Below are 26,164 nucleotides of genomic sequence, written 5' to 3' on the forward strand. Positions count from 1 at the left end.
CGATGGCTCCGCTCCCTTTTTTTCATGCTCTGGCTTTATCGACTTCTTTTTCTGCCGGTTTTGCTCGTGTCGGCGCCGTTTTACCTGCGGCGGATGCAGAAGCGCGGCGGTTACGGCGAGCATTTCGGGCAACGTTTCGGGCGGGTGCCGACGCTGCCGCCGCGGCGGCCGGGCGTGCCGCGCATCTGGCTGCAGGCGGTGAGCGTCGGCGAAGTGCTCGCGATCGCTCCGCTGGTGGCGGCGTGGCGGGCGGATGGCGTGGAGGTCTATCTGACCACGACGACGAGCACCGGCTACCGCGTGGCGGTGGAACGGTATCGCGGGCAGGTGCTGGCGGTGGGTTATTTCCCGCTCGATGGCTGGCTGTTTTCCGCGCGGGCGTGGCGGCAGGTGCAGCCTGATCTGGCGGTATTGACAGAAGGCGAGCGCTGGCCGGAGCACATGGCGCAGGCGCAGCGGCGCGGCGTGCCGGTGATCGCGATCAATGCGCGCATGTCGGACCGGAGTCTGCGGCGGATGCGGCGTTGGCGCTGGGCGGTGCAGCCGATGATGGGGGCGTTGACGCGCGTGCTGGCGAGTTCAGCGCACGATGCGGAGCGCTTTCGGGAACTCGGCGTGCCGCCGGAGCGGCTGATGACGACGGGAAATTTGAAATTGGACGTGACGATCGAAACCCTCGACGCGGTCGCGAAGGCGAAACTGCGACGAGAACTCGGGCTGCGCGGCGGACTCGTGCTGGTGGGCTCTTCGACGTGGCAGGGAGAGGAGGAAATGTTGTTGCAGGCGTGGCGCGCGGCGCGCGCGGAAGGCGTGGATTGCTCGCTGTTAATCGTGCCGCGTCATGCCGAGCGGCGCGCCGCGCTGGTGGCGCAACTGGAGGCGGCGCGCGTGAGTTTTCATCTGCGGTCGCGCGGCGCGGCGCCGGCGGAGGTGGACGTGGCGGTGGGCGACACGACGGGAGAGTTGAGCCGGTTGGTGCAGCTCGCGGATTTAGTTTTCATCGGCAAAAGTCTGCCGCCGAACGAAGGCGGACAGACGCCGGTCGAGTCGGCGGCACTGGGCAAGCCCATCGTGTTCGGGCCGGCGATGAGCAATTTTCGCGTGATCTCAGCGGAGTTGGTCGCGGCGGGTGCGGCGTGGCAGGGAAACGATCGCGCAGCGGTGGCGGGGAAATTGGTGACGTTGCTGCAGGATGAGGCGCAACGCGCGACGATGGCGCGGGCGGCGATCGAGTGGCATCGAGCCAACGTCGGAGCGATGGGGCGCACCCTGGCGGTGATCCGCGACGAACTGGCGCGCGGGCGGCGAAATTGAGGCGGAGACGGCGCGCGGATTACGCGCTCTGACTTTGCTCGGCGAGACGCGCGGGACTGCCGGCGAGGCCGCCGAGCGCGGGGCTGATGTGATTCCACACCGCGGTCGCTTTTTCGCCCACGAGCAAGCGGCATTTGGCCAGCTCCGCTTCGCGGGCGGCACGGTTTTGCGCGGCGATTTGCGCGAGATCGTCGAGGTTGTAAACGAAGACGTTGTCGAGGCGCGCGACGTCGGCGTCGACATCGCGGGGCAAGGCCAGATCGATGAAGAAAAGGGGGCGGGCGGAGCGTTTTTTGATCGCGGCGGCGGCGAGCGGGACGGGGATCACGGCGGCGGGCGCCGAGGTGCAGCAGACGACGATGTCGAATTCCGCGAGGCGCGATTCGTGTTGTTCGAAGGGCAGCGCGCTGGCGCCGAGCGCGGTGGCGAGCTCCATCGCGCGTTCGAGGCGGCGGCTGGAGACGGTGAGCGAGGTTGAGCCGCGGCTTTGAAAGGCGCGGGCGGTTTTCTCGCCGATCTCACCGGCGCCGAGGAGGAGGATGCGGGTGCTGGCGAGATCGCCGTAGATGGTGAGCGCGAGGTCGACGGCGACGTTGGCGACGCTCACGTGGCCTTCGCCGATCGCGGTGGTGGCGCGAATGTGTTTCGCCGCTTGAAACGCTTTTTGAAACAGGCGGTTCAACACGGCGCCCGTGTGGCCGGCGGCTTGGGCGGCGGCGTAGGCTTGTTTCACCTGACCGAGAATTTCCGCTTCACCGAGCATCTGGGAATCGAGACCGGCGGCGACTTCGAAGAGGTGCCGCACGGCGTCGGGTCCGGCGAGGTGCAGCCGGAACTGCTGAAACTCCGCGGGGGCGAAATGCTGGCGCGAGCAAAAGGCGGCTTCGACGCGCGCCACGGCGTCGGCGGACGTGGCGACGCCGTAAAACTCCACGCGGTTGCACGTGTTGAGCACGGTCAGTTCGCGGAGCGCACCGCTGGCGGCGAGCTCGGCCTGCAACTCGGCGGCGGCCTCGGGGGGCAGCGACAGGCGCTCGCGCACCGCGATCGGTGTGGTGTGGTGCGTGGCGCCGAGAACGAACAAGCCCTTACTCATGGCCGGTGACGTAGCCGGTGGGATGATCGCGCAGGTCAGTGCTGACCGGCCCGAGTGAAATCAGCGCGGCGATAAAAAGGAGCGCACAGGTCCACGCGAAACGTTGCGCAATGAGCGTGCGTTTCGCGCGCAGAAAGAGGGTGAGGGCATAGGCGAACCAGACGGCGACGGTGAAGCTGATCTTGACGTAGTTGACCGTGGAGAGGTCGTGAAGCCACCAGCGCGCGCCGACGAGAACGGCCGCGGTCATCAACGCGACGCCCAAGCCCAGGAGCCGGTAGCCGATGTGATCGAGATCGAGGATCGAGGGGAGAAACGAAAAGCCGCCGCCGACGCGTTTGGATTTGAGCGAGTGATTGCGGAGAAGAAACATCACCGAGGTCAACGCGAGCAGGCCGAACACGCCGTAGCTGAAAAGCGCGAGGGCGGCGTGAAATTCGATCCAGGCGTTGCCGCCAAAGATGTGGGCGCGCCGCGTGGCATCCCACGATGGGATGATGAGCGAGATGAAGGAGAGGACCGCGGAGAGCGATGCCGTGAAGTGGCCGAGGAGGCTGAGGCGAAATGTGGCGCCGATGAGGAGAAACACGCTGGTGGCCGACCACGCGGTGAATTGAATGATTTCGAAATGGTTGCCGAGCGGACAGCCGCCGACGGTGCGCCCGCGGAGATACAAGCCAATCGTCTGGAACACATATCCGGTGAGCACCACGCCGTAAACGAGTGCGGTGGAACGGCGTCCGCGACTGAAAACGGAGAGCGTGCCGAGCAGGAGGCCGATCAGGTAAAAACCTGCGGCGAGCCACAACCAGGTGCGATCGGCGGAAGAGGCGAACATGAAAGGGCCGACGTTAACAACCGGGCGGCGCGGCGCAAGTGTGCGGCGCGCGCCCGGACGTGTGCGTCGGCGTCAACGGGGAGAACAGCGCAGAGGGCCTGCGCGGCGGGCCAGCGGCTGGCGGCGGAGCGAGCGGCCCGTGGCGTCGTCAGGCGCGGCGGAGACGCCGGCGCCGCAGATGAAACGCCAAACCGAGCACGCTGGCGCCCACGAGAGCGGACCATGTCGCCGGTTCGGGGATTGGAGAGGCTGCGCTGACCGAGAAGGCGCCGCCCTGCGTGTTGCTGCTGTTGGCGATGATCAGATCGCCTCCGCTCGTGGCGTAGGGACTGTGCCCTTGGTCATCAAATCCGCTTGTGCCCGTGAACCCGTTTGGCCCGTCGAGGCTCAGGAAGCCGTTTGCGCTATCGATGTAGATTGCTCCGGCATCTGAATAAAATCCTGAAGCGCCGTGGGCTTCTCCGAAGTAGGCGGTGTAGTCGATGGAGAAAATTGTCCAACCCGTGAGGGAGACCGTGAACGTATTGGAGGCGTCGGCGATCGTCAGGGAAACGAGTGCGTCGATATCCCATTCCGGGACCTCGCCTCCAGTGTAAACGCGCGTGGCCGGATCGGCGGTCGCGGTTGCGGTCCAAGTCGCATCGGTGAAGGCAGTGCCATTCAGTGAGCCAGAGATCAGGCCACCGGTGGCGGTGTAGTTGAGCACAGTTTGCGCGGACGCAGAAACGGCGAGCAGGCAGAGCAGGAGCGAGGCGCGAAAGGAAAATGAAGTTGGAAGCATGAAAGGGGGTGAAGGCATCAGTGTTTCACTCTTTCACGAAGGCATTCGCGGTCCCGCCGGTTTATTTACATCTAATTCGCAACACGGTCGCGGCGCAGCGGCAAATGTCGGCGATCCAACGTAACGCAGGGAGGCCGCCAGAGCGTCAGGCGTTTCGGTGCGCGCACCAGAAGCGGCATTCGTCGGAAAAATCGAGGACGGCGCGGGATTCCTTGGCGAGGTCGCGGCGAAGAGAGTCGAAGTGATGCGTCCAACCGGTCGCGGCGAGATCGGCGAGAATTTCGGCGCGGTTGGGGAGGTGCATGAACGTGCGGCCCGTTTCGTCTTCGAAATAGCGGTCGCCGAATTCAACGAGGCGCGGGTCTTGCGTGCCGGCGGCCCAGCGCGTGGCTTCGAGACGCCAGAGGACGCGCTCCGTGGGCGAACTGTCGCGATCGTGCGTGGTGAAGAGCAACGGCGCGCCGGGGCCGCAGGCGCGATGGAGTTGACGCAGCGCTGCGCGGCGGCGGCGGCGACCGGGGATCTGCATCAGGCCGTTGAACATGAAAAGCGCGCCGGCGAAAGCGCCGGAGTGCAAACGGGATTTGTCACCCATTAAGTGACAAACGGGCCCGCGCACGCCGGAGGTGGTGGGCGGGGAAAGAAGCGCGTCGTCGCCGGCAAAGACATCGGCGGCGGTGGAAGAATCGGCGGGCGGAGCGAACGGGAGACGCGTGGCGTCGGCGTGGAGGAAGTGGATCGTTTCGGCATGGCGCTCGGCGGCGAGGGCGCGCGCTTGATCGAGAAGTTCGGCGGCGAAATCGAACGCGGTGAGGTGGTGGTAGCCGAGTTGCCAGAGCCCGAGCGTCACCCGGCCGGCGCCGCAGCCGGCTTCGAGGAGTGGCGCGGCGCGGTCGGGGAAAAAGCGCTCGATGAGGAGCCGTTCGGACGCCCAGAGGCCGAGTTCGTGAGCGGCGCGCGTGTAATGCAGGACAGCCGGAAGATCGTTGAAATCGGCGCGAACGGTGGCCGTGGAAATCTTTTTCACCTCGAGAGCAGGCGGAAGAGCGCGGCCCGGTCAGCTCAGGATTTTTTCTGCCACGCGGCGACAAACATGCCGTTGGCGTGAAGTTCGTGCGGCCAAAGAAAAAGTGACGAGCGATCGGTGCCGAGGGAGGAGAGCGGTGCGGGCTCGAATTCGGGATGCGCCGCAGTGAAGGCGTCGGCGACGGCGGTGGTTTCGGTGCGCGTGAGCGTGCAGACGGAATAGATCAGGCGACCGCGGGCTTTAAGGGAGCCGGCGACGTGTTCGAGGAGGGCGCGCTGCGTGACGGCGAGTTCGCGCACGTCGTGAAGGGACGTCGTCCAGCGGGCATGAGGGTTGCGCTGCCAGGTGCCGACGCCGCTGCATGGGGCATCGATCAGAATGCCGTTGAATTTAGTTTTGGTGGGGAGCTTCGCGGAGCCATCCCACGGGGCGGTGCGGAAGTTGAAAATTTTGGCGCGGGCGGCGCGACGTTTGAGATTTTCGAGTCGGCGGACGGAGCGGTCGGTCGCCCAGATCAGGCCTTTATTGGCCATGAGGTCGGCGAGGTGGAGCATCTTGCCGCCTTCGCCGGCGCAGGCGTCCCACCAGGTTTCGCCGGGATTCGGGGCGGCGGCGAGGCCGACGAGTTGGGAGGCGAGATCCTGGATTTCGAAAGCGCCTTCATGGAATTGCGCGGTGCGAAACAGATCCTGCTGGCCGCAGTAATGGAGGGCGTCGGGCGCGCGGGGCGTGGGCACGCAGTCGCGGAGTTGGGCGGCGAGATGGCCGGCGGTGCCGGGACGGGCGCGCAGCCAGAGCGCGGGCTCGCGTTGCAATTCGAGGAAGAAGTCGGGCGGCAGATCCATTTCTTCGCTGAGCCACGCGGGCACGGCGCGGGCGGCGAGGGCCTCGGGTTTCACGGACTTCGGATCGGCGGTGAATTTCTCGTGCAAGGCGACGGCCTGCTCGACGCGTTTCTGCGGGGAAGCGCGTTGATCGAGCCATTGGAACCAGCGGAAATAGGTGAAGAGCGCGCGGCTGATGGCGCGGCGTTCGCGGCCGCCGAGGTAGGGATGCGCGACGAAATACTGGCGCAGGGCGATATCGGCCGGGAGCGGTTCGGCGGTGGCGGCGAGGACGCGCGCGGCGTGATTGAGCGTGGCTTGTTCGAGCATCGGATGTTTAACCACGAAGGAGACGAAGAGCGCAAAGGACAAACCCCGAAAATTGCGCGAGGACGGGGGAGGCGTTGCGAAATGAGCGCGAGGCGGGCGTGGCGGGGGGGCGAGCGGGTGGTGGTGAAAGGGCGTTCCGGTCAGGCGCGTTTGGCCCAGCGGCGGTCTTGCTTCAATTCGAGGCGTTTGGTCTCGAGCAGGACGCCGGCGACCGCGGGGTGGGCGCGGAGGTGTTGGAAGCCGGTCACGGTGAGTTTCCAAGTGAGTGCATGGCTGGCCTCGGCGATCGGCGCCACGCGGCCGTCGAATAAAAATCCGACGTCGATGCGCGTATCGCCGCTTTGCTTGGTGATGGTCTCGCGGAGGAGGCGGATGAAGGCGGCGGTGTCGCGGTGCGAGGGGTGGAGGAGCCAGGTGACCTTTTTCACGATGCCGGTCACAAACGCGTCGAGCGGATAGCACTCCTTCACGTTTACGCGCGCACCTTCCTGATTGACGATGATGTTGCCCTGCACGAGCACCGGGGCGTTTTCGACGAGGTTGGCGCCGTAGGCCGCGAAGCCGTCGGCAAACATGTTAAGGGGTGTCGAGGCGCGCTTCGTGGAAAGGGTGAAGGCGGCCCACGGGCGGTTGTCCTTTTTCGAGAGACGTTTGGTGATATTGCCGACGATGCCGCAGAGGCGGAACTCGGTGCGATCGCCTTGGGCGAGGAGTTGCTCTTCGGTGAACGTGTCGATGGCGTCGGCGAGGCCGGCGAAGAGGTTCATCGGGTGGCCGGAGACGTAGAAACCGAGGAGTTCCTTTTCGAACGCGAGGAGTTCGGCCGGGGGAAATTCGGCGGAGGCGGCGGCGCTTGTAGCGCGGGGCGAGGGCTCCCCGCCCACAGAAGAGGAGGTGCGGGGTGAGGGCGCCCCGCTTGCAGAAACGGGGACGGGTTTCGGAGGCGCCTCGGCGAGCATGTCGAGGAAGCTGTGTTGCCCGGCGGCGCGATCGCGGGCGTGCGCGGCGGCACCGGCGATGGCGGCGTCGATGCGGTCGAAGAGGCTTTTGCGGGCCTCGCCGGCGAAATCAAACGCGCCTGTTTTGGCGAGGTGTTCCAAGACGCGTTTGTTGATGGCGCGGCTGTCGACGCGGCGCACCAAGTCGTCGAAATCGGCGTAGGGGCCGTTGGCTTCGCGTTCGGCGATGATCTTTTGCGCGGCTTGTTCGCCGATGCCTTTGACGCCGGCGAGACCGAAGCGGATTTTGTCGCCGACGGGAGTAAACATCTCACGCGATTCGTTGACGTCGGGCCCAAGGACCGTGAGGCCCATGGCTTCGGCTTCCGCGACGAAGTGGGAGACTTTTTCGGCGTTGCCGAGCTCGGCGGTGAGCACGGCGGCCATGAACTGCACAGGGTAGTTGGCCTTGAGAAACGCGGTCTGGTAGCTGATGACGGCGTAAGCGGCGGAGTGGGATTTGTTGAAGCCGTAACTGGCAAACTTGTTGAGCAGGTCGAAGATCTCGTTGGCTTTCTTTTCGTCGATGTCGTTCACGCGTTTCGCGCCTTCGACGAATTTGACGCGCTCCTTCGCCATCGCGTCGGCGTCCTTTTTGCCCATGGCGCGGCGGAGCATGTCGGCGCCGCCGAGCGTGTAGCCGGCGATGACTTTCGCGCACTCCATCACCTGCTCCTGATAGACGATGATGCCGTAGGTTTCGTTGAGCACGGTCGCGAGCAGCGGGTGCGGGTAAGTGACGGTGGCGGGATCTTTTTTGCCGCGGGCGTAATCGGGGATGAACTGCATCGGGCCGGGACGGTAGAGCGCGCCGACGGCGTTGATGTCGTCGATGTTGGATATGCCGACGAGTTTCGAGGCGTTCTGCATGCCGCCGGATTCGAGCTGGAAGACGCCGATGGTTTTGCCGGCATTGAGCAATGCGTAGGTCGGCGGGTCATCGAAAGGGATTTTTTCGATGTCGAATTTCGGGTTGGCCGTGCGGCGGACGTTGTCGACGGCGTCGGCGATGACGGTGAGCGTTTTGAGCCCGAGAAAATCCATCTTCAGCAAACCGAGTTTGCCGACGGCGTTCATGTCGAACTGCACGGTGACATCGCCTTCCTGCAAGGTAAGCGGGACGAAGTCGTCGAGGGGCTGGTCGGTGATGATGATGCCGGCGGCGTGCTTGCCGGTGTTGCGGACCATGCCCTCGAGGACGCGCGCCTGGTCGACGATTTTTTTGGCGACGGGATTGCGTTCGATCTCGGTGCGAAGCTCGGTGGATTTGGCGATGGCGTCGGCGAGCGAGATGTTGAGCTCGTCGGGAATCATCTTGGCGAGGCGGTCGGCCTCGGCGAAGGGCAGATCGTGAACGCGCGAGACGTCGCGGATGACCATCTTCGCGCCGAGCGTGCCATAGGTGATGATGTTGGCGACGCAGTCGTTGCCGTATTTCTGGCGGACGTAGTCGATGACTTCGCCGCGGCGGCGCATGCAGAAATCGATATCGAAGTCGGGCGGGGAAACGCGTTCGGGGTTGAGGAAGCGTTCGAACAGGAGCTTGAAGCGGATCGGGTCGAGGTTGGTGATGCCGAGGAGATATGCCACGAGGCAACCGGCGCCGGAGCCGCGGCCGGGCCCGACGGGAATCGCGTGGGACTTCGCCCAGTGGATGAAATCCCAGACGACGAGAAAGTAATCGACGAAGCCGGTGACGTTGATGATCGCGAGTTCGAAGCCCATGCGCACGACGAGCTCCTCCTCGGTCGTGAGGCCGGTGTAATCGGGCGCGGACGGTTTTTGGCCGGGCGGAAGATTCTCGAATTTGGCGAGGCGTTCGACGACGACGGGATGCGTGACGACGGAGGCGTGTTCGAAGTTGTAGCGCTGGCGCAGGCCTTCGACGCAGAGCTGGGCGAGGTAGCCGGCGGGAGTATGCTGCGCCTTGATTTCCGGCGGAAGCGGGTAGCGCGGATAACGTTCGCTGCCCTTGGGGAAGGGCACAGTGACGTCGCACATCTCGGCGACGAGCTGGGTGTTGGTGACCGACTCCGGCACCTCGCCGAAGATCTGTTCCATCTCGGCGCGCGACTTGAGATAAAATTGCTGGGTATCGAAGCGCATGCGCTTCTCCTCGGCGATTTTCGCGCCGGTTTGGATGCAGAGCATCGCGTCGTGCGGACCGGAGTCGGAGGCGTTGACGTAGTGAACGTCGTTCGTGCAGATCGTCTTGAGGCCGAATTCCTCGGCGAGTTTCAGCAGGCCCGGAATGATTTTGCGCTGTTCGGCGAGGCCGTGGTCCTGCAACTCAACGAAATAGTTTTCGCGGCCGAAGATATCCACGAAGCGGGCGCAGGCTTTGCGGGCGTCTTCGAAACGATCATGCAGCAAATGCTGCGGCACGACGGAGGCGAGGCAGCCGGTGAAACCGATGAGGCCGCTGGCGTAGCGGGCGAGCGTGTCGATGTCGGTGCGCGGCTTGTAATAGAAGCCTTTGAGGTGCGCGTCGGAGACGAGTTTGAGAAGGTTCTGGTAGCCGGTGAGGTTCTTGGCGAGGAGACCGAGATGGTAGTAACTTTTGCCGTCGTCGGCGCGGCCGTTTTTCTCGAGGCGGGAGCCTTCGGCGAGATAGAGTTCGCAGCCGAGCAGAGGCTTGATGCCCTTGCCCTTGGCGGCATTGAGAAATTCGATCGCGCCGTAAAGATTGCCGTGATCGGTGAGGGCGAGAGCCTGCATGCCGAGTTCGGCGGCGCGGTCCATCAAGCGATCTATGCGACAGGCGCCGTCGAGCAGACTGTAGTCGGTGTGAACGTGAAGATGGACGAAATTCTGGTCAGCGCTCGGCACAAGGAGTGAGGCAACGGCGCGCGCGGGGCGGCGCAAGAGGAAAGGCGGGCGCGAAAAAATTTCGCTTCCGCGACATGGTTTTACGGCGGGCGGCGCGCGAGGGAGTGCCGGCTGCGGCCGACGTGAGGCGAGCGGTCGTGGACGGGCGGCAGCCGCGGTCGGCGGAGGGAAAATGGCGAGCGGCGGGGCGGTCAGGCGCGCACGTATTCGAGGGGCGCGCGATAGCGGACATCCTGCACGTCGAGCCGGCGGAGATGCGTGCAAAGACGCGCGAGAAAGTGCGCAAAATCGGGGCGCGATTTCTCGCTCCACGCGACCTCGGCGAGGGCGCAGGCGCGGGGAAAGGCCATGAATTCGAGGCGGGCGGAGGTGGGAATGTATTCAGTCCAGAGCTGGCCCTGCACGCCGATGATTGAGCGGGCTTGAGCGGCGGAGAGTTCTGCGGGAATGGGCTCGTAGCCGTGGACTTTCGCGAGGGGCGAGTTGCCGCCGATGCCGAGCGGTTCAGTGCCGGGCGTGTCGGTTTGATAGTGGTCGAAATAGACGAACGGATTGGGGCACATGATGGCGTCGTTGCCATGGCGGGCGGCGGCGATCGCGCCCTCGGTGCCGCGCCACGACATGACGGTGGCGGTTTTTGCGAGGCCGCCCTCAAGAATTTCGTCCCAACCGACGAGCTTGCGTCCGCGAGCAGCAAGGAAGGTTTCGATTTGTTGGATGAACCAGCTCTGGAGATGCTCTTCGTCCGGCAGGCCGAGGGACTTGAGGTGAGCCTGCGTGGCGGGATCGTCCTGCCATTGTTTTTTCACGGCTTCGTCGCCGCCGATGTGCAGGTATTCGAACGGGAAGAGCGCGATGACTTCCGTGAGAACGTCCTGCAAAAAAGCGAAGGTGGCGGGCTTCGTGTTGAAAAGCGTTTCGTGGATGCCCCACGTGCAACTCACGTCGCGGGGCTGGGCGAGGAGGCCCAATTCGGGATATGAAGCGACCGCCGCCTGGGCGTGGCCGGGCATCTCGATTTCGGGAAGCACGTGGATGTGTCGGGCGGCGGCGTAGGCGACGAAGTCGCGGATTTCTTCCTGCGTGTAAAAGCCCGCCACCGGCGCGTTGTCGCCGCCAAGGTTCAGGGCCGAATGACCGCGCACGGTCTCGCGGCGTTGGCTGCCGACCGCGGTGAGCTGCGGATATTTTTTGATTTCGATGCGCCAGCCTTGGTCGTCCACGAGGTGCCAGTGGAAGACGTTGAATTTATGCTGGCTGAGGACATCGACGAATTTTTTGAGCGCAGCGATCGGCTGGAAAAAGCGCGCACTGTCGACCATCACGCCGCGCCAGCGAAAACGGGGCGCGTCCGAGATCTCGATGGCTGGGGCGGTCCACGCGAGGTCGGGACGCGGAGCGGAATCGAAAACGGCGGGCGGGAAAAGTTGGAGGAGCGTCTGGGCGGCGTAAAAGGCGCCGGCGTCAGCCGCCGCGGTGATCAGCGCGCCTTCGCTGGTGACGCGCAGCGAATAACCCTCGGGGTGAGCGATGTGAGCGCTGGCGACGAAAACGATGGCGGCCGGTGAGGGAGTGTGATCGGCGGCGGCGGCGAGCACGGGGAATTTCCAGCCGGTGGCGAAACGGAGGCGTGCAGCGAGTTGCTCCGCGGCGTGGGCGAGCGCAGGGGGAGCGTGGAGAGCGGTGTCAGCGGTGAGCGTGAAGGGCGGGCGATCGAGGACCGTGCACTGTTGCGGTTGAGGAATGAGAGCCGGGGTAACGAGCATCATGGCGAAAGCGCGGAGGAAGGAGGGTTGGAGCAGCGTTGGCGAGCCGGAGTGACGAGCGGCGCGCGTTTTCTGCGGAGACCGACGGGTATCGCTAGGCAGCGGCCGTGTCGCATTTTTACCCGGTTGACAGAATCGGCCGCGTTGCCCGCTCCCTCGGAAAACGGGCGGCGAGGGTGATTTCGCCGGAAAAACGTAAAAACGGCAGGCTGGTGCGCGGCGGAAAGTCGTGCTTGGTCGGCGGGGTGATCGCTTCCCTTGTTCGCTGGAATCTGGCCATGATGCTGTTGATTACCGCTGGCGCGCGTCTGCGTGCGGCCGAAGCGCCGGTGAACCCGCCGCACTTGTTTGCGGCGCCGGCTCAGGTGCGGCCGTTGAACATCGCGATTTACGATGGGCCGGGTTCGGGCGAGAAGGGCATCAAGAGCGTGACGAAGCGCGCGGAGCAGTTGCCCGGGGCGAAAGTAACGGCGCTGGAGCCGGAGGAAATCGGGACGCGGGATTTGTCGCAGTTTGATATCATCATTTTTTCGGGCGGCAGCGGGAGTGCGCAGGCGAAAGCGATTGGCGAAGCGGGGCGCAAGAATGTGCGTCAGTTCGTCGAGCACGGCGGCGGCTATCTGGGGATTTGCGCCGGGGCTTATCTGGCGTGCGCGGGCTTTGACTGGGGACTCGGCATTTTGAATGCGAAGACGGTTTCCAACAAATGGAAGCGGGGCGGGGCGACTTTGCAGATGCAGTTGACGGATGACGGGAAGGAAATTTTCGGCGATGTCGCGCGGCCATTTTCCATTCGCTACCACAACGGCCCGATCATCAAACCGCTGGGACGCGCCGATCTGCCGGCCTATCGGGTGGCGGCCCTGTTTCGGACGGAGATCGCAGACTTCGGTTCGCCGAAAGGTGTCATGGTGAACTCGCCGGCCGCGGTTTACACGACGTTTGGGCAGGGCCGAGTGATCACCATCAGTCCTCATTCTGAGGACACGCCCGGATTGGAAAACGTGGTGCCGCGAGCGCTGGCTTGGCTGGGCGAGAAAGAGACGGTCGCGACGGCGAAGTGATTGAGCGCCGGCCAGACCCGCCGTGCCGCGGCCAGAAGACGGCGGGAGCACGGCGGAGCGCTGAGAGGCAAGGGGAGAGGAGGCGGCGAAACGGCGGCAATTCCGCGTCTCGACAACGGCGGCGCGGAGCGCAGCGTTGGGACCATGGAGGTGATTTTTCTCGGCACGGGCACGTCGCAGGGCGTGCCGATGATCGGTTGCGATTGTGCGGTTTGCACCTCGGCGGATCCACGCAACCGGCGCACGCGGGCGTCGATCCACGTGGTGATGGACGGGCTGCATGTGCAGGTCGACGCCGCGCCGGAATTCCGGCTGCAGTGCGTGCGAGAAAAGGTGGCGCGCACGGACTTGTTTATCCTCACGCACGGGCATGCGGATCACATCGCGGGGATGGATGATTTGCGGCGGTTTTGCGACCTGCTGGGCGGCGAGGGGTTGACGGTTTACTCGACGGATGAAGGGATGAGCAGGGTGCTGGCGATCTATCCTTACGCCATCATGGAACGGCCGTTGGTGCGGGGTTATCCGGCGTTTCGATTGCAGCAAATGCCGGTGGAGTTGGAGCTGCCGCAGGGCACGATCCGTTCGACGCTGCTGCCGCACGGAGGCGTGAACACCCTGGGGTTGGTTTTCACGGAGCGTAGCAGCGGCGTGAGTTTTGCCTACTACACGGATTGCAAGCGTCTGCCGCGGGAGGCGGTGGAGTTTGCCAAGGGTGCGGCGGCCGTGGTGCTGGACGGGTTGCGTCCGCAGCCGCACCCCTCGCACATGAGCATTGGCGAGGCGGTGACGGCGGCGGCAGACGTCGGCGCGCCGATGACCTGGTTGACGCACCTGACGCATTTAAGCGATCACGCGGCCACGGAAGCCGGCCTGCCGATGAACGTGCGGCTGGCTTACGACGGGCTACGGTTGAAACTGTGACAGGCTACGGGAGCGCTGCGGCTCGCTAAAGCGGCCAGATGGCTGGCACGATCACCATCGCGACGACGAAACACAGGATGTTGAGCGGAATGCCGATTTTCATGAAATCGCCAAACCGGTAGCCGCCGACGGCGTAAACGTAGGTGTTGGTCTGATAGCCGATCGGAGTCGAGAATGCCGCGGAGGCGGCGAACATCACCGCGATGACAAAGGCGCGCGGGTTGGCGCCGAGTTCGTGGGCGATGCCGATGGCGATCGGGGCCATGAGCGCGGCGATCGCGTTGTTCGACAGGATCTCTGTCATCAACGCGGTGATGACGTAAACGCAGCCGAGCATCGCGAGGGCCTTGTAATGCACCGGCACGAAATAGTTGACGAAAGCGACGGTCTTTTGCGCGAGCAGCGCGGCGGCGCCGGTCTCCTCCAGCGCCAGGCCCAGAGCGAGCATCCCGAAGATGAGAAAGAGGATATTCCACTCGATGGACGCGTAGGCATCGCGGGGTTTGATGCAGCCGGTGAGGCACAGCACGACGGCGCCCGCGAGCGCGCCCACTTCGATCGGCACCCAATTGAGCGCGGCGGTGGTGACGATCGCGGCGGCGACGCCGAGGGCGAGCGGGAGGCGTTTGTTGTGAGCGCGGGCCGGGAGCGGCGGTTGATCGAAAAGAATAATGTCGTCGCCCGCGCGCAGAGCCTGGATGGCGGGGTCGGTGCCCATCATGAGCAAGACATCGCCGCCTTGGATGGCCGTGGTGTCGATTTTTTCGCGGACGTTTTTTCCGTGCCGGTGGATGGCGAGCACGACCATGCGGAAACGCTGACGGAAATTGATTTCGCGCAGGGTATGGCCGACCAGATCGGAGCTGGGGGCGACCACACCTTCCACGAGCGAGCCTTCGTGTGCGGCGATTTGTTCGAGTCCGAGATTGAGTTCGGAAATGAGATCCACGCCGACGATGCCGCGGGTGTGCACGATACCCTTGGGGCGGCACGACAAAATCAAGCGGTCGCCGGCTTCCAGGACGGGCGGTGGGTCGAGCCGCGCCGCGACGCCGTCGCGCACGAGCTCGAGGACCCGAATGCCGCGGGCGCTGACGAGGCCGGCCTCGGCGAAGGTGCGTCCGAGCATTTTCGAGTCAGGCTGGACGAATGCTTCCGTAATATATTCGCGGCGCTCCTCGGCGGTCAGGATGGAGGTGAGCATCTGGCGGTCCGGCAGGAGGCGGTGACCAAAGAGACCGAGATAGCCCGCACCGATGAGAGCCGTGGGCACGCCGAGCCAGGCGAGCTCAAACATGGAGAGCGGGGGCAGCCCCTTGGCGATGGCGATGCTGTTGACGATCAGGTTGGTGCTGGTGCCGATGAGGGTGCACGTGCCGCCGAGCACGGCGCCGTAGGAGAGCGGAATGAGCAGCTTCGAAGGCGAGAGCTTCATGCGCCGCGCGAGGTTGAGCACGATGGGCAGGAAGACGACGACGACGGGAGTGTTGTTAACGAAGGCCGAGATGGTCGCGACGACGGCGACGAGGACGACCACGACGACGCTGTAGCGCCAGCCGGCTGAGCGCTCCAGCAGGACGAAGAACTGATCGAGCGCGCCGCACTTCACGAGTGCGGCGCTCAACACGAACATCGCACCAATCGTGATCGGGGCGGCATTGGAAAAAACCGTGAAGGCCTTGTGTGCCGGCAGCAGGCCGGTGGCGATGAGCATGACGAAGAGCGCGATCGCCGTCACGTCGGGCGGAAATTTTTCCCGCACGAAGCTCCAGAGCGTCACGACCAGCAGCACAAAGACGAGGGCGATTTGCCAGGTCACGGCGGGGAGCTAAGGGCAGGGGTGGGCGCGCGCCGAGTGAAAAAGTCGCGGCGGCCGGAGTTAGACCGGTCATTGCCGGCGGGTTGGTTTATGCCACAGTTTTGAGCGGCCTTTGCCGGGCGAAAGGTCTGCATTTTTGTCCCTAAACCATCCCAATATTATGGCACGAATCTATAACGACATTACGGAGACAATCGGTAACACCCCGCTCGTGCGCTTGAACCGCACCGCGGCGGCACATGGGGCGCAGGCGGAGATTCTGCTGAAACTGGAGTTCTTCAATCCGCTCTCGAGCGTGAAGGATCGCATCGGTTTCTCGATGATCGACGACGCGTTGAAGAGCGGTCGGATCAATGAAAAAACGGTGTTGATCGAGGCGACCAGCGGCAACACGGGCATTGCGCTGGCGTTTGTCGCGGCGGCGCGGGGACTGAAGCTGATCCTGACGATGCCGGAAGCAATGACCATGGAGCGGCGCAAGCTGCTCAAGGTGCTCGGCGCGCGCCTCGTCCTGACCGAGGGGCCGAAAGGCATGAAGGGCGCGATCGCGAAGGCCGAGGAACTCGCGGCCAAAATCCCCAACAGTTTCATTCTGCAACAATTCGCGAATCCGGCGAACCCGGCGGTGCACCGGCGCACGACGGCGGAAGAAATCTGGCGCGATACGGATGGCAAGGTGGACATCATCGTCTCGGGCATCGGCACGGGCGGCACCATCACCGGCATCGGCGAGGTGTTGAAGCCGCGGAAGCCGAGTTTGAAGATCGTGGCGGTCGAGCCGTCCGGCTCACCGGTGCTATCGGGCGGCCAGCCTGGTCCGCACAAGTTGCAGGGCCTCGGCGCGGGTTTCGTGCCGGAAATCCTGAACACGAAGATTTACGACGAAGTCATCCGCGTGAAGGAGGACGACTCGGCTCCGTTGAGCAAGGAAGTGGCCAAGCTGGACGGCATCCCGGTGGGGATTTCCTCCGGCGCGGCGATCTGGGCGGCGATCGAGCTGGCCAAGCGGCCGGAAAACAAGGGCAAGCAGATCGTGGCGATCATCCCGTCGTCAGCGGAACGCTATTTGTCGTCCTGGCTGTTCGCGGACGTGAATGTCGAGAGCGACAGCGTGGACGACCTGATCGGCGCGAGCGCCTGAGGCGCTTCGCGATCAACCAGCCGGCGTGAAACGGAAACGTTTCCGCCGGCTTTTTAGTGCGCGGCGCCGTCGGTTTTGGGAGCGACCGTGGGCAGCAAGCCGCGGGCGCGCAACCAAGCTTCGGCCTGTTTGGGCCAGTCCGAGGTCGTGCCGTAACCGGGGCGGATGCCCGCGCCGTGCGGGCCTTTTTCGTAGAGATGCATTTCGGCGGGAACGCCGGCGTGGCGCAGCGCTTCGTAAAACATGATGCTGTTCTCGATGGGCACGGTTTTGTCCTCTTCCGTGTGCATGAGGAATGTGGGCGGCGTGTCTTTGGTGACATGATCCTCCACGGACCATTGCGCGATCAATTCAGCGGAGGGATGTTCGCCGAGGAGGTTGTGGCGGGAACCGGCGTGCGCAGAGGGTTCCTTCATCGTGATCACCGGATAAGCGAGAATGAGAAAATCGGGACGACCGCTGACCTTATCCAGTGCGGCGCCGGTGCGGCCGGCCGGCAGATCGTAGAGTGTGCCGGCACTCGCGGCCACGTGTCCGCCCGCGGAACCACCGAATACACCGATGCGATCGGCAGCGACGTGAAACTCGGCGGCGCGCGAACGCACCAGGCGCACGGCGCGGAGGATGTCTTGGAGCGGCGCCGGCTGGCCGTATTCGCGCAGCCGGTATTTCAGCACAAACGTGGTCATGCCGAGCGAGCGAAGCCATTCGGCGATGTCGCCGCCTTCGTGGCCGATGGCGAGGCGAGTGTAACCGCCGCCCGGGCAAATGATCACCGCGCTGCCGTTCGCCTTGTCGGCCGCGGGCAGGTAGACGGTGAGCGTGGGGTCCTGAACGTTGTAGATCCGGCCGTCCTTTTCGTATTCCTTGCCGCCATTCGCTTGGGCGCCAGGGACGCCTTCGGGCCAGATCGGAATGACATCGGGGGCGGCGGCATACGCTGAGAAAGTGCTGGCGAGCATGGAGAGGAGGAGAAGAGTAAATTTCATGGGAGGGGGAAAGCAGGCGGGGAACAGTGCAACGGAGAGGCCGCCGGTGAGGTTAAGTTGTTTCAAGGAGGGCGCGCTTGGCGTCTGCTTCCGCTGCGTCACGTTTCTCGCCGACGCGGTACCAGCGGAAAAAGGCGGTGGCAAATATGGCGAGAGACACGGCGACGCCCAGCAACTCCATCATCACGCCGGCGAGGAGCTGATCGCTGGCGGCGTCGAAGTCTGGAAACAAACGCGGCGCGAATTCGTAGGTAGGGTAGAGGATGTGTTGCGAAAAGACGATGTAGGCAAAAACCGGTGTCATGCCGATGACGACGTAGACGGCATAAATCATCTGGCCGGCATAAGAGGCGGGCGGGAGGAGGCGGGACGGACTCACCACCGGCCACCACAGGAGAATCGCTGCGGCGAAAAACATGATGTGCTCGATCACATGCACGATTTTGTCCTGCAGGGCCCAGTCGTAGAGGTAAGGCATGTGCCAGATCGAGGTGACGACGATGTAGATGAACCCTGCGAGGAGCGGGCGGGTGAAAAGGCGTGCGAACCGGAGCAATCCGGAGCGACCGAGCCACGAGTCGATCATCCAGCCAGGCAGACCGAGCACAAAGAGGAGGGGCGCGAGAAACGCCAGAATCTGGTGTTGCAGCATGTGCGCACTGAAAAGGAAGCGTTCGCCGATCTGATCGAAGGGTGAACCGACCGCGAGGTAGAAGATCAAAAGGCCGAGGTAGAACCAGAGTGCCTGGCGCCGCGGATAGGCCGCCCCGGGTGCGAGAAGGCGGCGCAACGGGCCGGCGAGAATGGCCCACGCCCAGCCGAGCAGCACCAAGCCGCCGACGAGATACGGTTCGTTATGCCAGTGGCGCCAGTCGATCATCGCAGGAGTTGATGCACGAATCTGCCGGGAAGGACAAAAAAAAGCGGCGACCGAAAGGCCGCCGCGAGAAGAAGGGTGGATGAGACGGGTTTACCGAACCTCCGCCTGCTCGTTGGCGGGAGACGTGAGCGGCCGGCTGGCATCGGCGCGGGCGAGGAGCACAAGGGCCCACGCGGTGCCGCCGCCCCACGCGAGGCCGATCATGAAGAGGACGGTGCAGAACGGTTTGTCCCACTTCAGGTGCATGAAGTAGAAAATGACGAAGAGAAACTTCACCAACGACAACACGACGAGGCCACCGAAGATGATCCAGCGGGCCAGGGGGATATAGATGGCGACGATTTCGATGCCGGTGATGACAGCAAGGAGCATCGCGATCTGCACGTAGATCTGGAAACGGTTTTCATCGCCGTCGTGACCGACGGCGGCAGCGGGATGGGCGACGGTGCTCATGGCTCAAATAAATTCGAGGAGGTAGACGGCGGTGAAGATGACGATCCAGACGATATCAACGAAGTGCCAATAAAGCCCCATGGAGTCGACGTCCACGGCGTTGCGCTCGCTGAAGCCCTTCTTGAACGAGAAGAAATACATGGACATCAACCAGAGAATGCCGATGGAAACGTGAATACCATGGGTGCCGGTCAGCGTGTAGAACGTGGAGCCGAAGAGGCTGTTGCTGATCGTGAGATGCTTTTCCATGACGAAGTGATGGAATTCATACACCTGGCATCCGACGAAGATCGCGCCGAAGAAGGCGGTGGTGAGAAGGGAAGCCCGCATGCTGCGAACGTTGCCTTTTTGAATCGCATTCACTGCGAGGGCCATCATCAGCGACGACATGAGCAAAATGAACGTCGAGAACGACGTCAGCTCGATCGAGAAGATGTGGCGCGGATCGGGGCCACCGGGAACGGGGTGGAGCCGATAAATAAGGTGCGTCGAGATCAGCGTCCCGAAGAACATGCAGTCCGAAGCCAGAAACGCCCAGAGAAGGAGTTTCTTATTCGGAATGCCGGTCGACGTGGTGTGGTCGTGATGATGGTCGATCGCGACGGTGGCGGCGGGGCTGCTCATGAGTGGGACTTTTTTTCCTCTTTCACGTGGATGTGATAACCGTCGGCGCCTTCGAGCGACCAGAGATAGAAGCCGAGAAGCATGATGGCGCCTCCGACGATCGTGACGGTGACTTTCGGCGTCCAAAACGCCGGATTAGAGCTGTGGTCGGTGACGGCGATACCCCACGACGCGATGAAGATGCCGACCGTGGCGACGAAGGGATAGAAGGATTGGAACGGCATGTGGATGCCGCCGTGGGCGTCTTCTTCTTTGGCGTGCGCTTCCTCCTCCTGGCGAATTTCATCGGCGTGGTGCTTTTGATACCAGAGGGCATCGCGGGCGTGAACCGTGGGAATCACCGCATAATTGTATTCCGGCACGGGATTGGGGAGTGACCATTCCAAGGTGCGGGCGTCCCACGCGTCGCGCGGGGCCTTGGCGCCTTTGAGCATGCCGTAAACGAAGGTGATGAAGAAAATGGCGATGCCGAGGCCGAGGAAGAACGCGCCGCAGGAGGAAATGAGGTTGGGCGTATTCCAGCCAAGATTGCCGTCGTAGGTGAACGTGCGGCGCGGCATGCCGTTGAGCCCGAGGAAGTGCATCGGGAAGAACGTCACGTTGAAGCCCGCAAAGATGATCCAGAAAGCGATCCGGCCCCAGCGCTCGCTCATCTGGCGGCCGAACACGAGCGGGAACCAGTAGCAAAGACCGCCGAGCATGGCGAAGAGCGAGCCGCCGATCAGCACGTAGTGGAAGTGGGCGATGACGAAATAGCTGTCCTGCTGCTGAGCGTCGGCCGGGGCGGCGGCGTGCATGACGCCGGAGAAGCCACCGATCATGAACATCCAGATGAAACCGAGCGCAAAAAGCATCGGGAGGCGCATACGAATGTGACCGCCCCACATGGTGCCAATCCAGTTGAAGATTTTGACGCCGGTCGGGACGGCGATGGCCATGGTGGCAAGGGCGAAAGCGGCCGTGGCGACCGTGCCCATGCCCGTGGTGAACATGTGATGGCTCCACACCGTGAAACCGAGGAAGCCGATCGCCGCGCCGGAAAACACGACCACCGGGTAACCGAAGAGCGGCTTGCGGGAGAACGTGGGCATAATCTCCGAAATCATGCCGAACGCGGGCAGAATGAGAATGTAGACCTCGGGATGGCCGAAGACCCAGAACAAGTGCTGCCAGAGGATGGGCATACCGCCGTTGGAGGCCTCGAAGAAGTTCGTGGCGAAGAGGCGATCCATCATCAGTTCGACGAGCGCGATCGTGATGGCGGGGAACGCGAGCACGATGAGGAAGGACGTGATCAGTGTCATCCACGTGAACACGGGCAAACGCATCATCGTCATGCCAGGAGCGCGGAGGTTGATGATGGTGACGATGAAGTTGAGCGAACCGGCAACGGAGGAGATGCCGAGAATCTGCAGCCCCATGACCCACATATCGATCGAGTGGTCGGGGTTATACATTTTCGACGTGAGGGGGGCATAGCCGAACCAACCGGCGTCGGGCGCCCCGTCTTTCATGAACCAACCGAGGTTAAGGATGATGGCGCCGGCAACGAAGGTCCAGAGGGAGAAGGCGTTGAGTCGCGGGAAGGCGACGTCGCGCGCGCCGATCTGGAGCGGCATGATGAAATTGAAGAACGCCGAATTGAGCGGCATGATCGCGAGGAAGATCATGGTCGTGCCGTGCATCGTGAACATCGTGTTGTATTGATGCGCGGTGAGCACGGTGTTGTTCGGCACGGCGAGCTGCAGGCGGATCAGGAGCGCCTCCGTGCCGCCGACGAAGAGGAAGAAGATCGCGAACAGGCCGTAAAGGAGTGCGATGCGCTTGTGGTCGACCGTCGTGAGCCAGCTCATGAGGCCGGTCTTCGCGGTGGGCCGCCAAAGCACAAGGCCTTTGGTGCCGGCGTGGCCGGCATCCTGGCCGATGAAGTGGGACTTAACCGTTGCGTCCATAATTTTTTCCTAGGGAAGAGGGGCGATAACGCGGGCCGGAGGGCGGTCGCGTCGGGCGTTATTTGAGGCTTTGGAGGTAGGCGACGAGGGCGTGAACTTCGCCGTCGGTCAGCTTGATGTTGGTGACGGTTTCACCCGTGGGCTCGACCGTGACGTAACCCTTCATCGCACCGATGCCATAATACATATGGTTGCCCGGTTTGACGCGATCAGGGTGGGAGATCCAACGCCCGAGTTGATCGGCATCGTTCTCAAGAAGTCCGCCGGCGATGGTGGTGCGGGCGCCGACATGGGTGAGGTTGGGGGCCGTGGTGCCGACGCCTTCCTGCCCGCGGACCGTGTGGCAGGTCACGCAATTGTGCTGTTGGAATAGTTTGCGGCCTTCGGCGATCAGCGCGGGGTTTTCGTCGGCTTCCGGATGCTGTTTGGCGCGCCACGCATCGAGCGGCGAAACATCGAATTTCTCGCTGTAGCCGGGGGCGTTTTGCTTGAAGGTTTTCAGGGACGCAAATTCGGCGTGGGCGCCGCTGTTGTTCGCCGCCGTGGCCGCGACGGTGCGAGCGGGTTGTTTCTGCTGCGCGACCCATTCGTTGAATTCTTGTTGTTCGAGCGCGATCACGCGGAAGCGCATAACGGCGTGGGATTCACCGCAGTATTCGGCGCATTGCCCCCAGAAGTAACCGGGCTTTTCCGCCTCGAACCAGAGGGAGTTGCCGCGATTGGGAATCATGTCCACTTTGCCGGCGAGTTTGGGAATCCAGAAGCTGTGGATGACGTCGGTCGTGCGAAGATTGACGTGAATGGGGCGACCGGCCGGGACGACGAGCTCGTTGGCCGTGATGAGCGGGCCGACGTTCTCGATCTGCTCGTGCGGATATTCGAAATGGAACCACCATTGGTAGCCAGTGGCTGTCACTTCGTAGGCGTTCTCGCGCTGAGCCTCGGGGACGTCGTAGGTATACCAAATCGCGTGGAGGGTGGGAAACGCGATGATGGCGAGGGCGAGCACGGAAGCGCCGACGAGGCCGAGTTCGACCATCGGGTTGCCGTGGCTTTGCTCCGGCGGCTCGGCGTGTTCGTCGGCGTCGGTGCGGGCGCGGAACTTCAACGTCGCATAGGCGAGGATCGCCCCGACGATGAGGAAAATGACGAGGGTGACCCAGCAGGTGATGAAAAACACCCGCCGTTGCTCCAGGGCCACGGGTCCGGCGACTTCGATGGTCGACTGGTGTCCGTCCATCCAGAACGAGCACCCGGAGAGGAGGCTGAGGGTCCCGAGCGCCGCGGCGGCCCGGCTCCAACGAGAAAAAATCGCGGGAATATTAGACAAACGCATGAGTGCTGGCGGACGAATAAGTGAGATTGGCCGAAAAGGAAAGGGTAACAGAGTTCGCGAACGCTCCTCCATTTCAAGCCCGATTTGTGCGAAGCGTGGCGGACGGCATTGACCACGCACGGCAGCGGTGCGTCGGAGCGGAAAAATCGTGACGAGATGAGAGTGTCGGCGGCAGAAAAGAAAGGTGGCGCTGAGGATTTGCGAAGTGCGCGGGCTTGTGGAAAGCTATGAGCGATATGAAAACACGATTCCTCCTTTCCCTTCTGGGCGCCGCTTTTCTCGCGTTCGGATGTTCGAAGAACGAGCCCGCGCAGACGACCACTGCGCAGGCCGAAACTCAGTCGGGGCCGCGCACGATCGAAATCACCGCCGGCGACAACATGAAGTTCAACATCACCTCGATCGAGGCTTCACCGGGCGAGGAAATCAAAGTCGTGCTGACGAATATCGGCACGCAGCCGAAAGACGTGATGGGTCACGACTGGGTGCTGTTGAAAGGCGGCGTGGATGCCGCAGCCTTTGACGCCGCCGCCTCGCAGGCGAAAACGGAAGATTATCTGCCGCAATCCAAGATGGGCGACGTCATTGCCCACACGAAGATGCTCGGGCCGAAGCAGTCTGACTCCGTGACGTTCAAGGCGCCGATGGAGAAGGGCGACTACACCTTTATGTGCTCTTTCCCCGCGCACTTCCAAGTTGGGATGCACGGCAAACTCACGGTCAAGTAACCGTCGAGTCCAGCGGGACGGACGTTCCGCTACTTTAAATCAAGCCGGGTCCGCGGACCCGGCTTTTTGCTGCGCTGATCCATCAAGCAGCGGGCCACCAGCGATAAAGAAACAGATAGACGAGCACACCCGTCACGCTCACGTAGAGCCAGAGAGGGAAAGTCCACTTCGCCCAGGCGCGGTGCCGGACGAAGTCGCCTTTGATCGCGAGGAGAAAGGTGCGCGGCACCAGAAACGCGATGGCGGCGGCCAAGGGGATGTGCGTCCAAAGGATGATGAGATAGACCGTCCTAATCGCGCCGGTGCCTCCGAAGGGCGTGTGGGCGCCGCGGCGCAGGCCATGGTAAGTGAGGTAGCCTACAAGGAACAGGGCCGACACCACGACCGCCGAAAGCATCAGCGCGCGATGGGTGCGAACGTGAGCCGCGCGGCGAGCCGGATCGGTTTCCCTTTGCGCGCGCTTGATGAAAACGAATCCCGTGACGATCAACACCGTGGCGATGGCGTTGAAGGTGGCGTTGAGCGTAGGGATGTCGCGAACGGTCATGTGACGAAAAACAATCGGTCGATCACCAAGGCGCCGCAGACGAGCGGGAGGTAGGCGATGGAGGTGAAAAACAGTCGCCGGGCGGCGAGTTCGCGACTCCCGGGGCGGGTGAAGCCCCAGGCCCGCCAGACAAACCAGAGGCCGCAGCCCAGCGCCGCGCCGCCGTAGAGGGCAGTGGTCAAATGGAGGAAGACGGGAATCAAGGTGACGACGAGTAACGCCACCGCATTGATGAAGGACCACCACGCGACCTTGCTTCCCGTTTCGTCGCGCACCGGGAGCATGGGAAACTTCACCGCGCCGTAGTCATACCGATACATCCAGCCGATCGCGAGGAAGTGCGGGATTTGCCAGAAAAACAGGAGGCCAAAGAGCGTCCAGCCGAGGGCGGTGATGTGATTTTCCGCAGCCGTCCAGCCGATGAGGGGAGGAAATGCTCCGGCCAAGGCGCCGATTTCTGTGCTCCAGCGCGACGTGCGCTTCGCGGGCGTATACCAGCCGAGATAAGAAATGATCGTGAACAACGTGAAGAGTGTGGCGAGGCCGTTGGTCTTCACGAACAGCACGCCGAGCGAGACGATGCACATCAGCCATCCGAGCACGAAGGCCGAGCCGGGCTGGATTTTGCCGGTGGGCAGCGGGCGCGACGCGGTGCGGCGCATGCGCGCATCGGTATCGATTTCCATCCATTGGTTGATCACGGCGACGCCGCCCGCGGCGAGGGAGGTCCCGACGATCACCGCCAGCAGTTCGCTCCAGATCAGGGGCGGACGCGCCGCCGCATAACCGACGAGTGCGGTCACGACGGAGAGCATGCTGAGCCGCGGTTTCGTCAGCTCGAGATAATCCGAAAATTTCGCGGCGGCGCTCATGACGGGTCGCGTTCTTCAATCTGGTCGCGGTGCGCGAGCCAGGTGAGCCAGAAGGTGGAGGCGAGGAGCAACGCGCCCACGACCACATGTCCGGTCGTGATGTGCGGCTCGCGCAGGGAGATGATGATGTTCGCCCCCAGCATGATTTGCACCGCGACGAGGGCGACGATCAGCGAGGAACCGAAACGCATCACGAGCGAAGTCGAGCGGTCGAGCCGGATGCGAATGGAGAACCAGATGATCGCGAGGCTGAGCACGACCGCGAGAGCACGGTGGGTGAAGTGAATCGCCACGGGGAAGCTCCACACGTCGGGCAGCCAGCCGTGGTGGGCGTTGGAGTAGGGGAAGAAGGGGATGGCGAGCCCGGCGTTGTTATGCCGCATGATGGCGGCGACCGTTAATTGAACGAAGAGGAGCACGCAGCAGATTACGCCGGCGCGGCGCACCGGCCGGCTGACCTTGGCGCCGGTGCCCTCGATCCAGCTGCGTGACAGCGACGTGGCGATGGCGAAGAGGATGCACACGTAGACTTGACCGACGATGCCGTGGGGGATGCGCAGCATCTGACCAAACGACATGGTGAAACCGGGAACATGCACCGCATCGAACAGCACGCGGGTGCCGCCGAGGATGCCTTGAAAAATGACGATCGCGAGGGCCCACCAGGACAGGGATTTCAACCAGCCGCGGGTTTCCGTGCGCGCGATCCACACCACCAGCGCGATGGTGATCAAGCCCATCATCATGCCGGCGAGGCGGTGCGAATGCTCGGCAAACATGTGCAGGTTGTGCAGCCAGCCGTGCGGATTGACGGAGCCGTTGGAGAGCGGCCAGTCGGCGAACGCCATGCCGGCGCCGATGCTGGTGGTGAACGCGCCGAGCGTCACGAGCACGAACACCCACGTGCTGCCGAGGGCGGCGAACCAGGCGAGACCCGGACGATAACGAAGTGAAGGTTCAGGAGCGGAATCGGGCATGGGCGGACGTAACAGCCGATGAGGAGCTCGCGCGGACGGGAGAGCAAACCCTTTG

General features: G+C 63.3%; 22 protein-coding genes. 5 read left to right on the forward strand and 17 right to left on the reverse strand.

Going from position 1 to position 26,164, the window contains the following annotated elements:
* The first annotated feature begins 24 nt into the window (after window positions 1-24).
* Window positions 25-1,314 (forward strand): 3-deoxy-D-manno-octulosonic acid transferase, encoded by a 1,290-nt coding sequence (locus tag K0B96_RS04945; RefSeq protein WP_220164477.1) that lies wholly within the window; start codon window positions 25-27, stop codon window positions 1,312-1,314.
* A 19-nt stretch (window positions 1,315-1,333) separates the two neighbouring features.
* Here K0B96_RS04945 and hemA read toward each other — a convergent pair whose 3' ends face one another.
* From hemA to K0B96_RS04980, 7 genes are all read right to left on the reverse strand, one after another.
* Window positions 1,334-2,410, reverse strand: coding sequence for a glutamyl-tRNA reductase (hemA, locus tag K0B96_RS04950; RefSeq protein ID WP_220164480.1), 1,077 nt, complete (start codon window positions 2,408-2,410; stop codon window positions 1,334-1,336).
* A complete protein-coding gene (locus K0B96_RS04955) occupies window positions 2,403-3,248 on the reverse strand; it encodes a cytochrome C assembly family protein (protein WP_220164482.1) in 846 nt (281 codons plus the stop codon). The genes hemA and K0B96_RS04955 overlap by 8 nt, the downstream gene beginning before the upstream one ends.
* A gap of 148 nt (window positions 3,249-3,396) precedes the next feature.
* On the reverse strand, window positions 3,397-4,029 hold the full coding sequence (locus K0B96_RS04960) for a PEP-CTERM sorting domain-containing protein (RefSeq protein WP_255558850.1): 633 nt from the start codon (window positions 4,027-4,029) through the stop codon (window positions 3,397-3,399).
* 145 nt (window positions 4,030-4,174) lie between these two features.
* The gene (locus K0B96_RS04965) at window positions 4,175-5,056 is read right to left on the reverse strand and encodes a class I SAM-dependent methyltransferase (protein ID WP_220164486.1); all 882 of its coding nucleotides are present in this window, start codon (window positions 5,054-5,056) and stop codon (window positions 4,175-4,177) included.
* A 35-nt stretch (window positions 5,057-5,091) separates the two neighbouring features.
* The gene (locus K0B96_RS04970; protein ID WP_255558851.1) at window positions 5,092-6,252 is read right to left on the reverse strand and encodes an RsmB/NOP family class I SAM-dependent RNA methyltransferase; all 1,161 of its coding nucleotides are present in this window, start codon (window positions 6,250-6,252) and stop codon (window positions 5,092-5,094) included.
* A gap of 98 nt (window positions 6,253-6,350) precedes the next feature.
* Window positions 6,351-10,037: a DNA polymerase III subunit alpha gene (dnaE, locus tag K0B96_RS04975; protein WP_220164488.1), complete on the reverse strand. Its 3,687-nt coding sequence runs from the start codon at window positions 10,035-10,037 to the stop codon at window positions 6,351-6,353.
* A 191-nt stretch (window positions 10,038-10,228) separates the two neighbouring features.
* On the reverse strand, window positions 10,229-11,806 hold the full coding sequence (locus K0B96_RS04980; RefSeq protein ID WP_220164490.1) for a beta-N-acetylhexosaminidase: 1,578 nt from the start codon (window positions 11,804-11,806) through the stop codon (window positions 10,229-10,231).
* 242 nt (window positions 11,807-12,048) lie between these two features.
* Here K0B96_RS04980 and K0B96_RS04985 point away from each other — a divergent pair, with 242 nt between their 5' ends.
* Window positions 12,049-12,867: a BPL-N domain-containing protein gene (locus K0B96_RS04985; RefSeq protein WP_255558852.1), complete on the forward strand. Its 819-nt coding sequence runs from the start codon at window positions 12,049-12,051 to the stop codon at window positions 12,865-12,867.
* A gap of 144 nt (window positions 12,868-13,011) precedes the next feature.
* Complete coding sequence (locus K0B96_RS04990) at window positions 13,012-13,791, forward strand: MBL fold metallo-hydrolase (protein WP_220164492.1); 780 nt, start codon at window positions 13,012-13,014, stop codon at window positions 13,789-13,791.
* Between the two features lie 25 nt (window positions 13,792-13,816).
* Here K0B96_RS04990 and K0B96_RS04995 read toward each other — a convergent pair whose 3' ends face one another.
* Window positions 13,817-15,610, reverse strand: coding sequence for an SLC13 family permease (locus K0B96_RS04995; protein ID WP_220164493.1), 1,794 nt, complete (start codon window positions 15,608-15,610; stop codon window positions 13,817-13,819).
* A gap of 160 nt (window positions 15,611-15,770) precedes the next feature.
* Between K0B96_RS04995 and cysK the strand changes: the two genes are divergently transcribed.
* Entirely contained in the window at window positions 15,771-16,751 is a 981-nt protein-coding gene (cysK, locus tag K0B96_RS05000) for a cysteine synthase A (protein WP_220164496.1), read from the forward strand.
* A gap of 53 nt (window positions 16,752-16,804) precedes the next feature.
* Here cysK and K0B96_RS05005 read toward each other — a convergent pair whose 3' ends face one another.
* The 6 genes from K0B96_RS05005 to coxB all read right to left on the reverse strand — a co-directional run bounded on the left by K0B96_RS05005 (window position 16,805) and on the right by coxB (window position 22,985).
* Window positions 16,805-17,740, reverse strand: a complete 936-nt coding sequence (locus K0B96_RS05005; RefSeq protein ID WP_220164498.1) for an alpha/beta hydrolase — start codon at window positions 17,738-17,740, stop codon at window positions 16,805-16,807.
* A 52-nt stretch (window positions 17,741-17,792) separates the two neighbouring features.
* Entirely contained in the window at window positions 17,793-18,620 is an 828-nt protein-coding gene (locus tag K0B96_RS05010) for a cytochrome c oxidase assembly protein (protein WP_220164500.1), read from the reverse strand.
* Window positions 18,621-18,710: 90 nt separating this feature from the next.
* On the reverse strand, window positions 18,711-19,073 hold the full coding sequence (locus tag K0B96_RS05015; RefSeq protein WP_220164502.1) for a cytochrome C oxidase subunit IV family protein: 363 nt from the start codon (window positions 19,071-19,073) through the stop codon (window positions 18,711-18,713).
* A 3-nt stretch (window positions 19,074-19,076) separates the two neighbouring features.
* Window positions 19,077-19,697, reverse strand: a complete 621-nt coding sequence (locus K0B96_RS05020; RefSeq protein ID WP_220164504.1) for a cytochrome c oxidase subunit 3 — start codon at window positions 19,695-19,697, stop codon at window positions 19,077-19,079.
* A complete protein-coding gene (gene ctaD / locus K0B96_RS05025; RefSeq protein ID WP_220164506.1) occupies window positions 19,694-21,649 on the reverse strand; it encodes a cytochrome c oxidase subunit I in 1,956 nt (651 codons plus the stop codon). Before ctaD ends, K0B96_RS05020 begins: the two co-directional genes overlap by 4 nt.
* 58 nt (window positions 21,650-21,707) lie before the next feature.
* On the reverse strand, window positions 21,708-22,985 hold the full coding sequence (coxB, locus tag K0B96_RS05030) for a cytochrome c oxidase subunit II (protein ID WP_220164508.1): 1,278 nt from the start codon (window positions 22,983-22,985) through the stop codon (window positions 21,708-21,710).
* Between the two features lie 236 nt (window positions 22,986-23,221).
* Between coxB and K0B96_RS05035 the strand changes: the two genes are divergently transcribed.
* A complete protein-coding gene (locus K0B96_RS05035) occupies window positions 23,222-23,713 on the forward strand; it encodes a plastocyanin/azurin family copper-binding protein (protein ID WP_220164510.1) in 492 nt (163 codons plus the stop codon).
* Window positions 23,714-23,795: 82 nt separating this feature from the next.
* On the opposite strand, the gene K0B96_RS05040 is transcribed toward K0B96_RS05035, so the two are convergent.
* From K0B96_RS05040 to K0B96_RS05050, 3 genes are read right to left on the reverse strand one after another with little or no spacing between them, the layout of a single operon-like run.
* Window positions 23,796-24,260 carry a DUF420 domain-containing protein gene (locus tag K0B96_RS05040; protein WP_220164512.1) on the reverse strand — a complete coding sequence of 155 codons (465 nt, stop codon included), beginning with the start codon at window positions 24,258-24,260 and terminating at the stop codon, window positions 23,796-23,798.
* The gene (cyoE, locus tag K0B96_RS05045; RefSeq protein ID WP_220164514.1) at window positions 24,257-25,132 is read right to left on the reverse strand and encodes a heme o synthase; all 876 of its coding nucleotides are present in this window, start codon (window positions 25,130-25,132) and stop codon (window positions 24,257-24,259) included. Before cyoE ends, K0B96_RS05040 begins: the two co-directional genes overlap by 4 nt.
* Entirely contained in the window at window positions 25,129-26,109 is a 981-nt protein-coding gene (locus K0B96_RS05050) for a COX15/CtaA family protein (protein WP_220164516.1), read from the reverse strand. Before K0B96_RS05050 ends, cyoE begins: the two co-directional genes overlap by 4 nt.
* Window positions 26,110-26,164: the final 55 nt, after the last annotated feature.

Source organism: Horticoccus luteus (assembly GCF_019464535.1).
Lineage (GTDB): Bacteria > Verrucomicrobiota > Verrucomicrobiia > Opitutales > Opitutaceae > Horticoccus > Horticoccus luteus.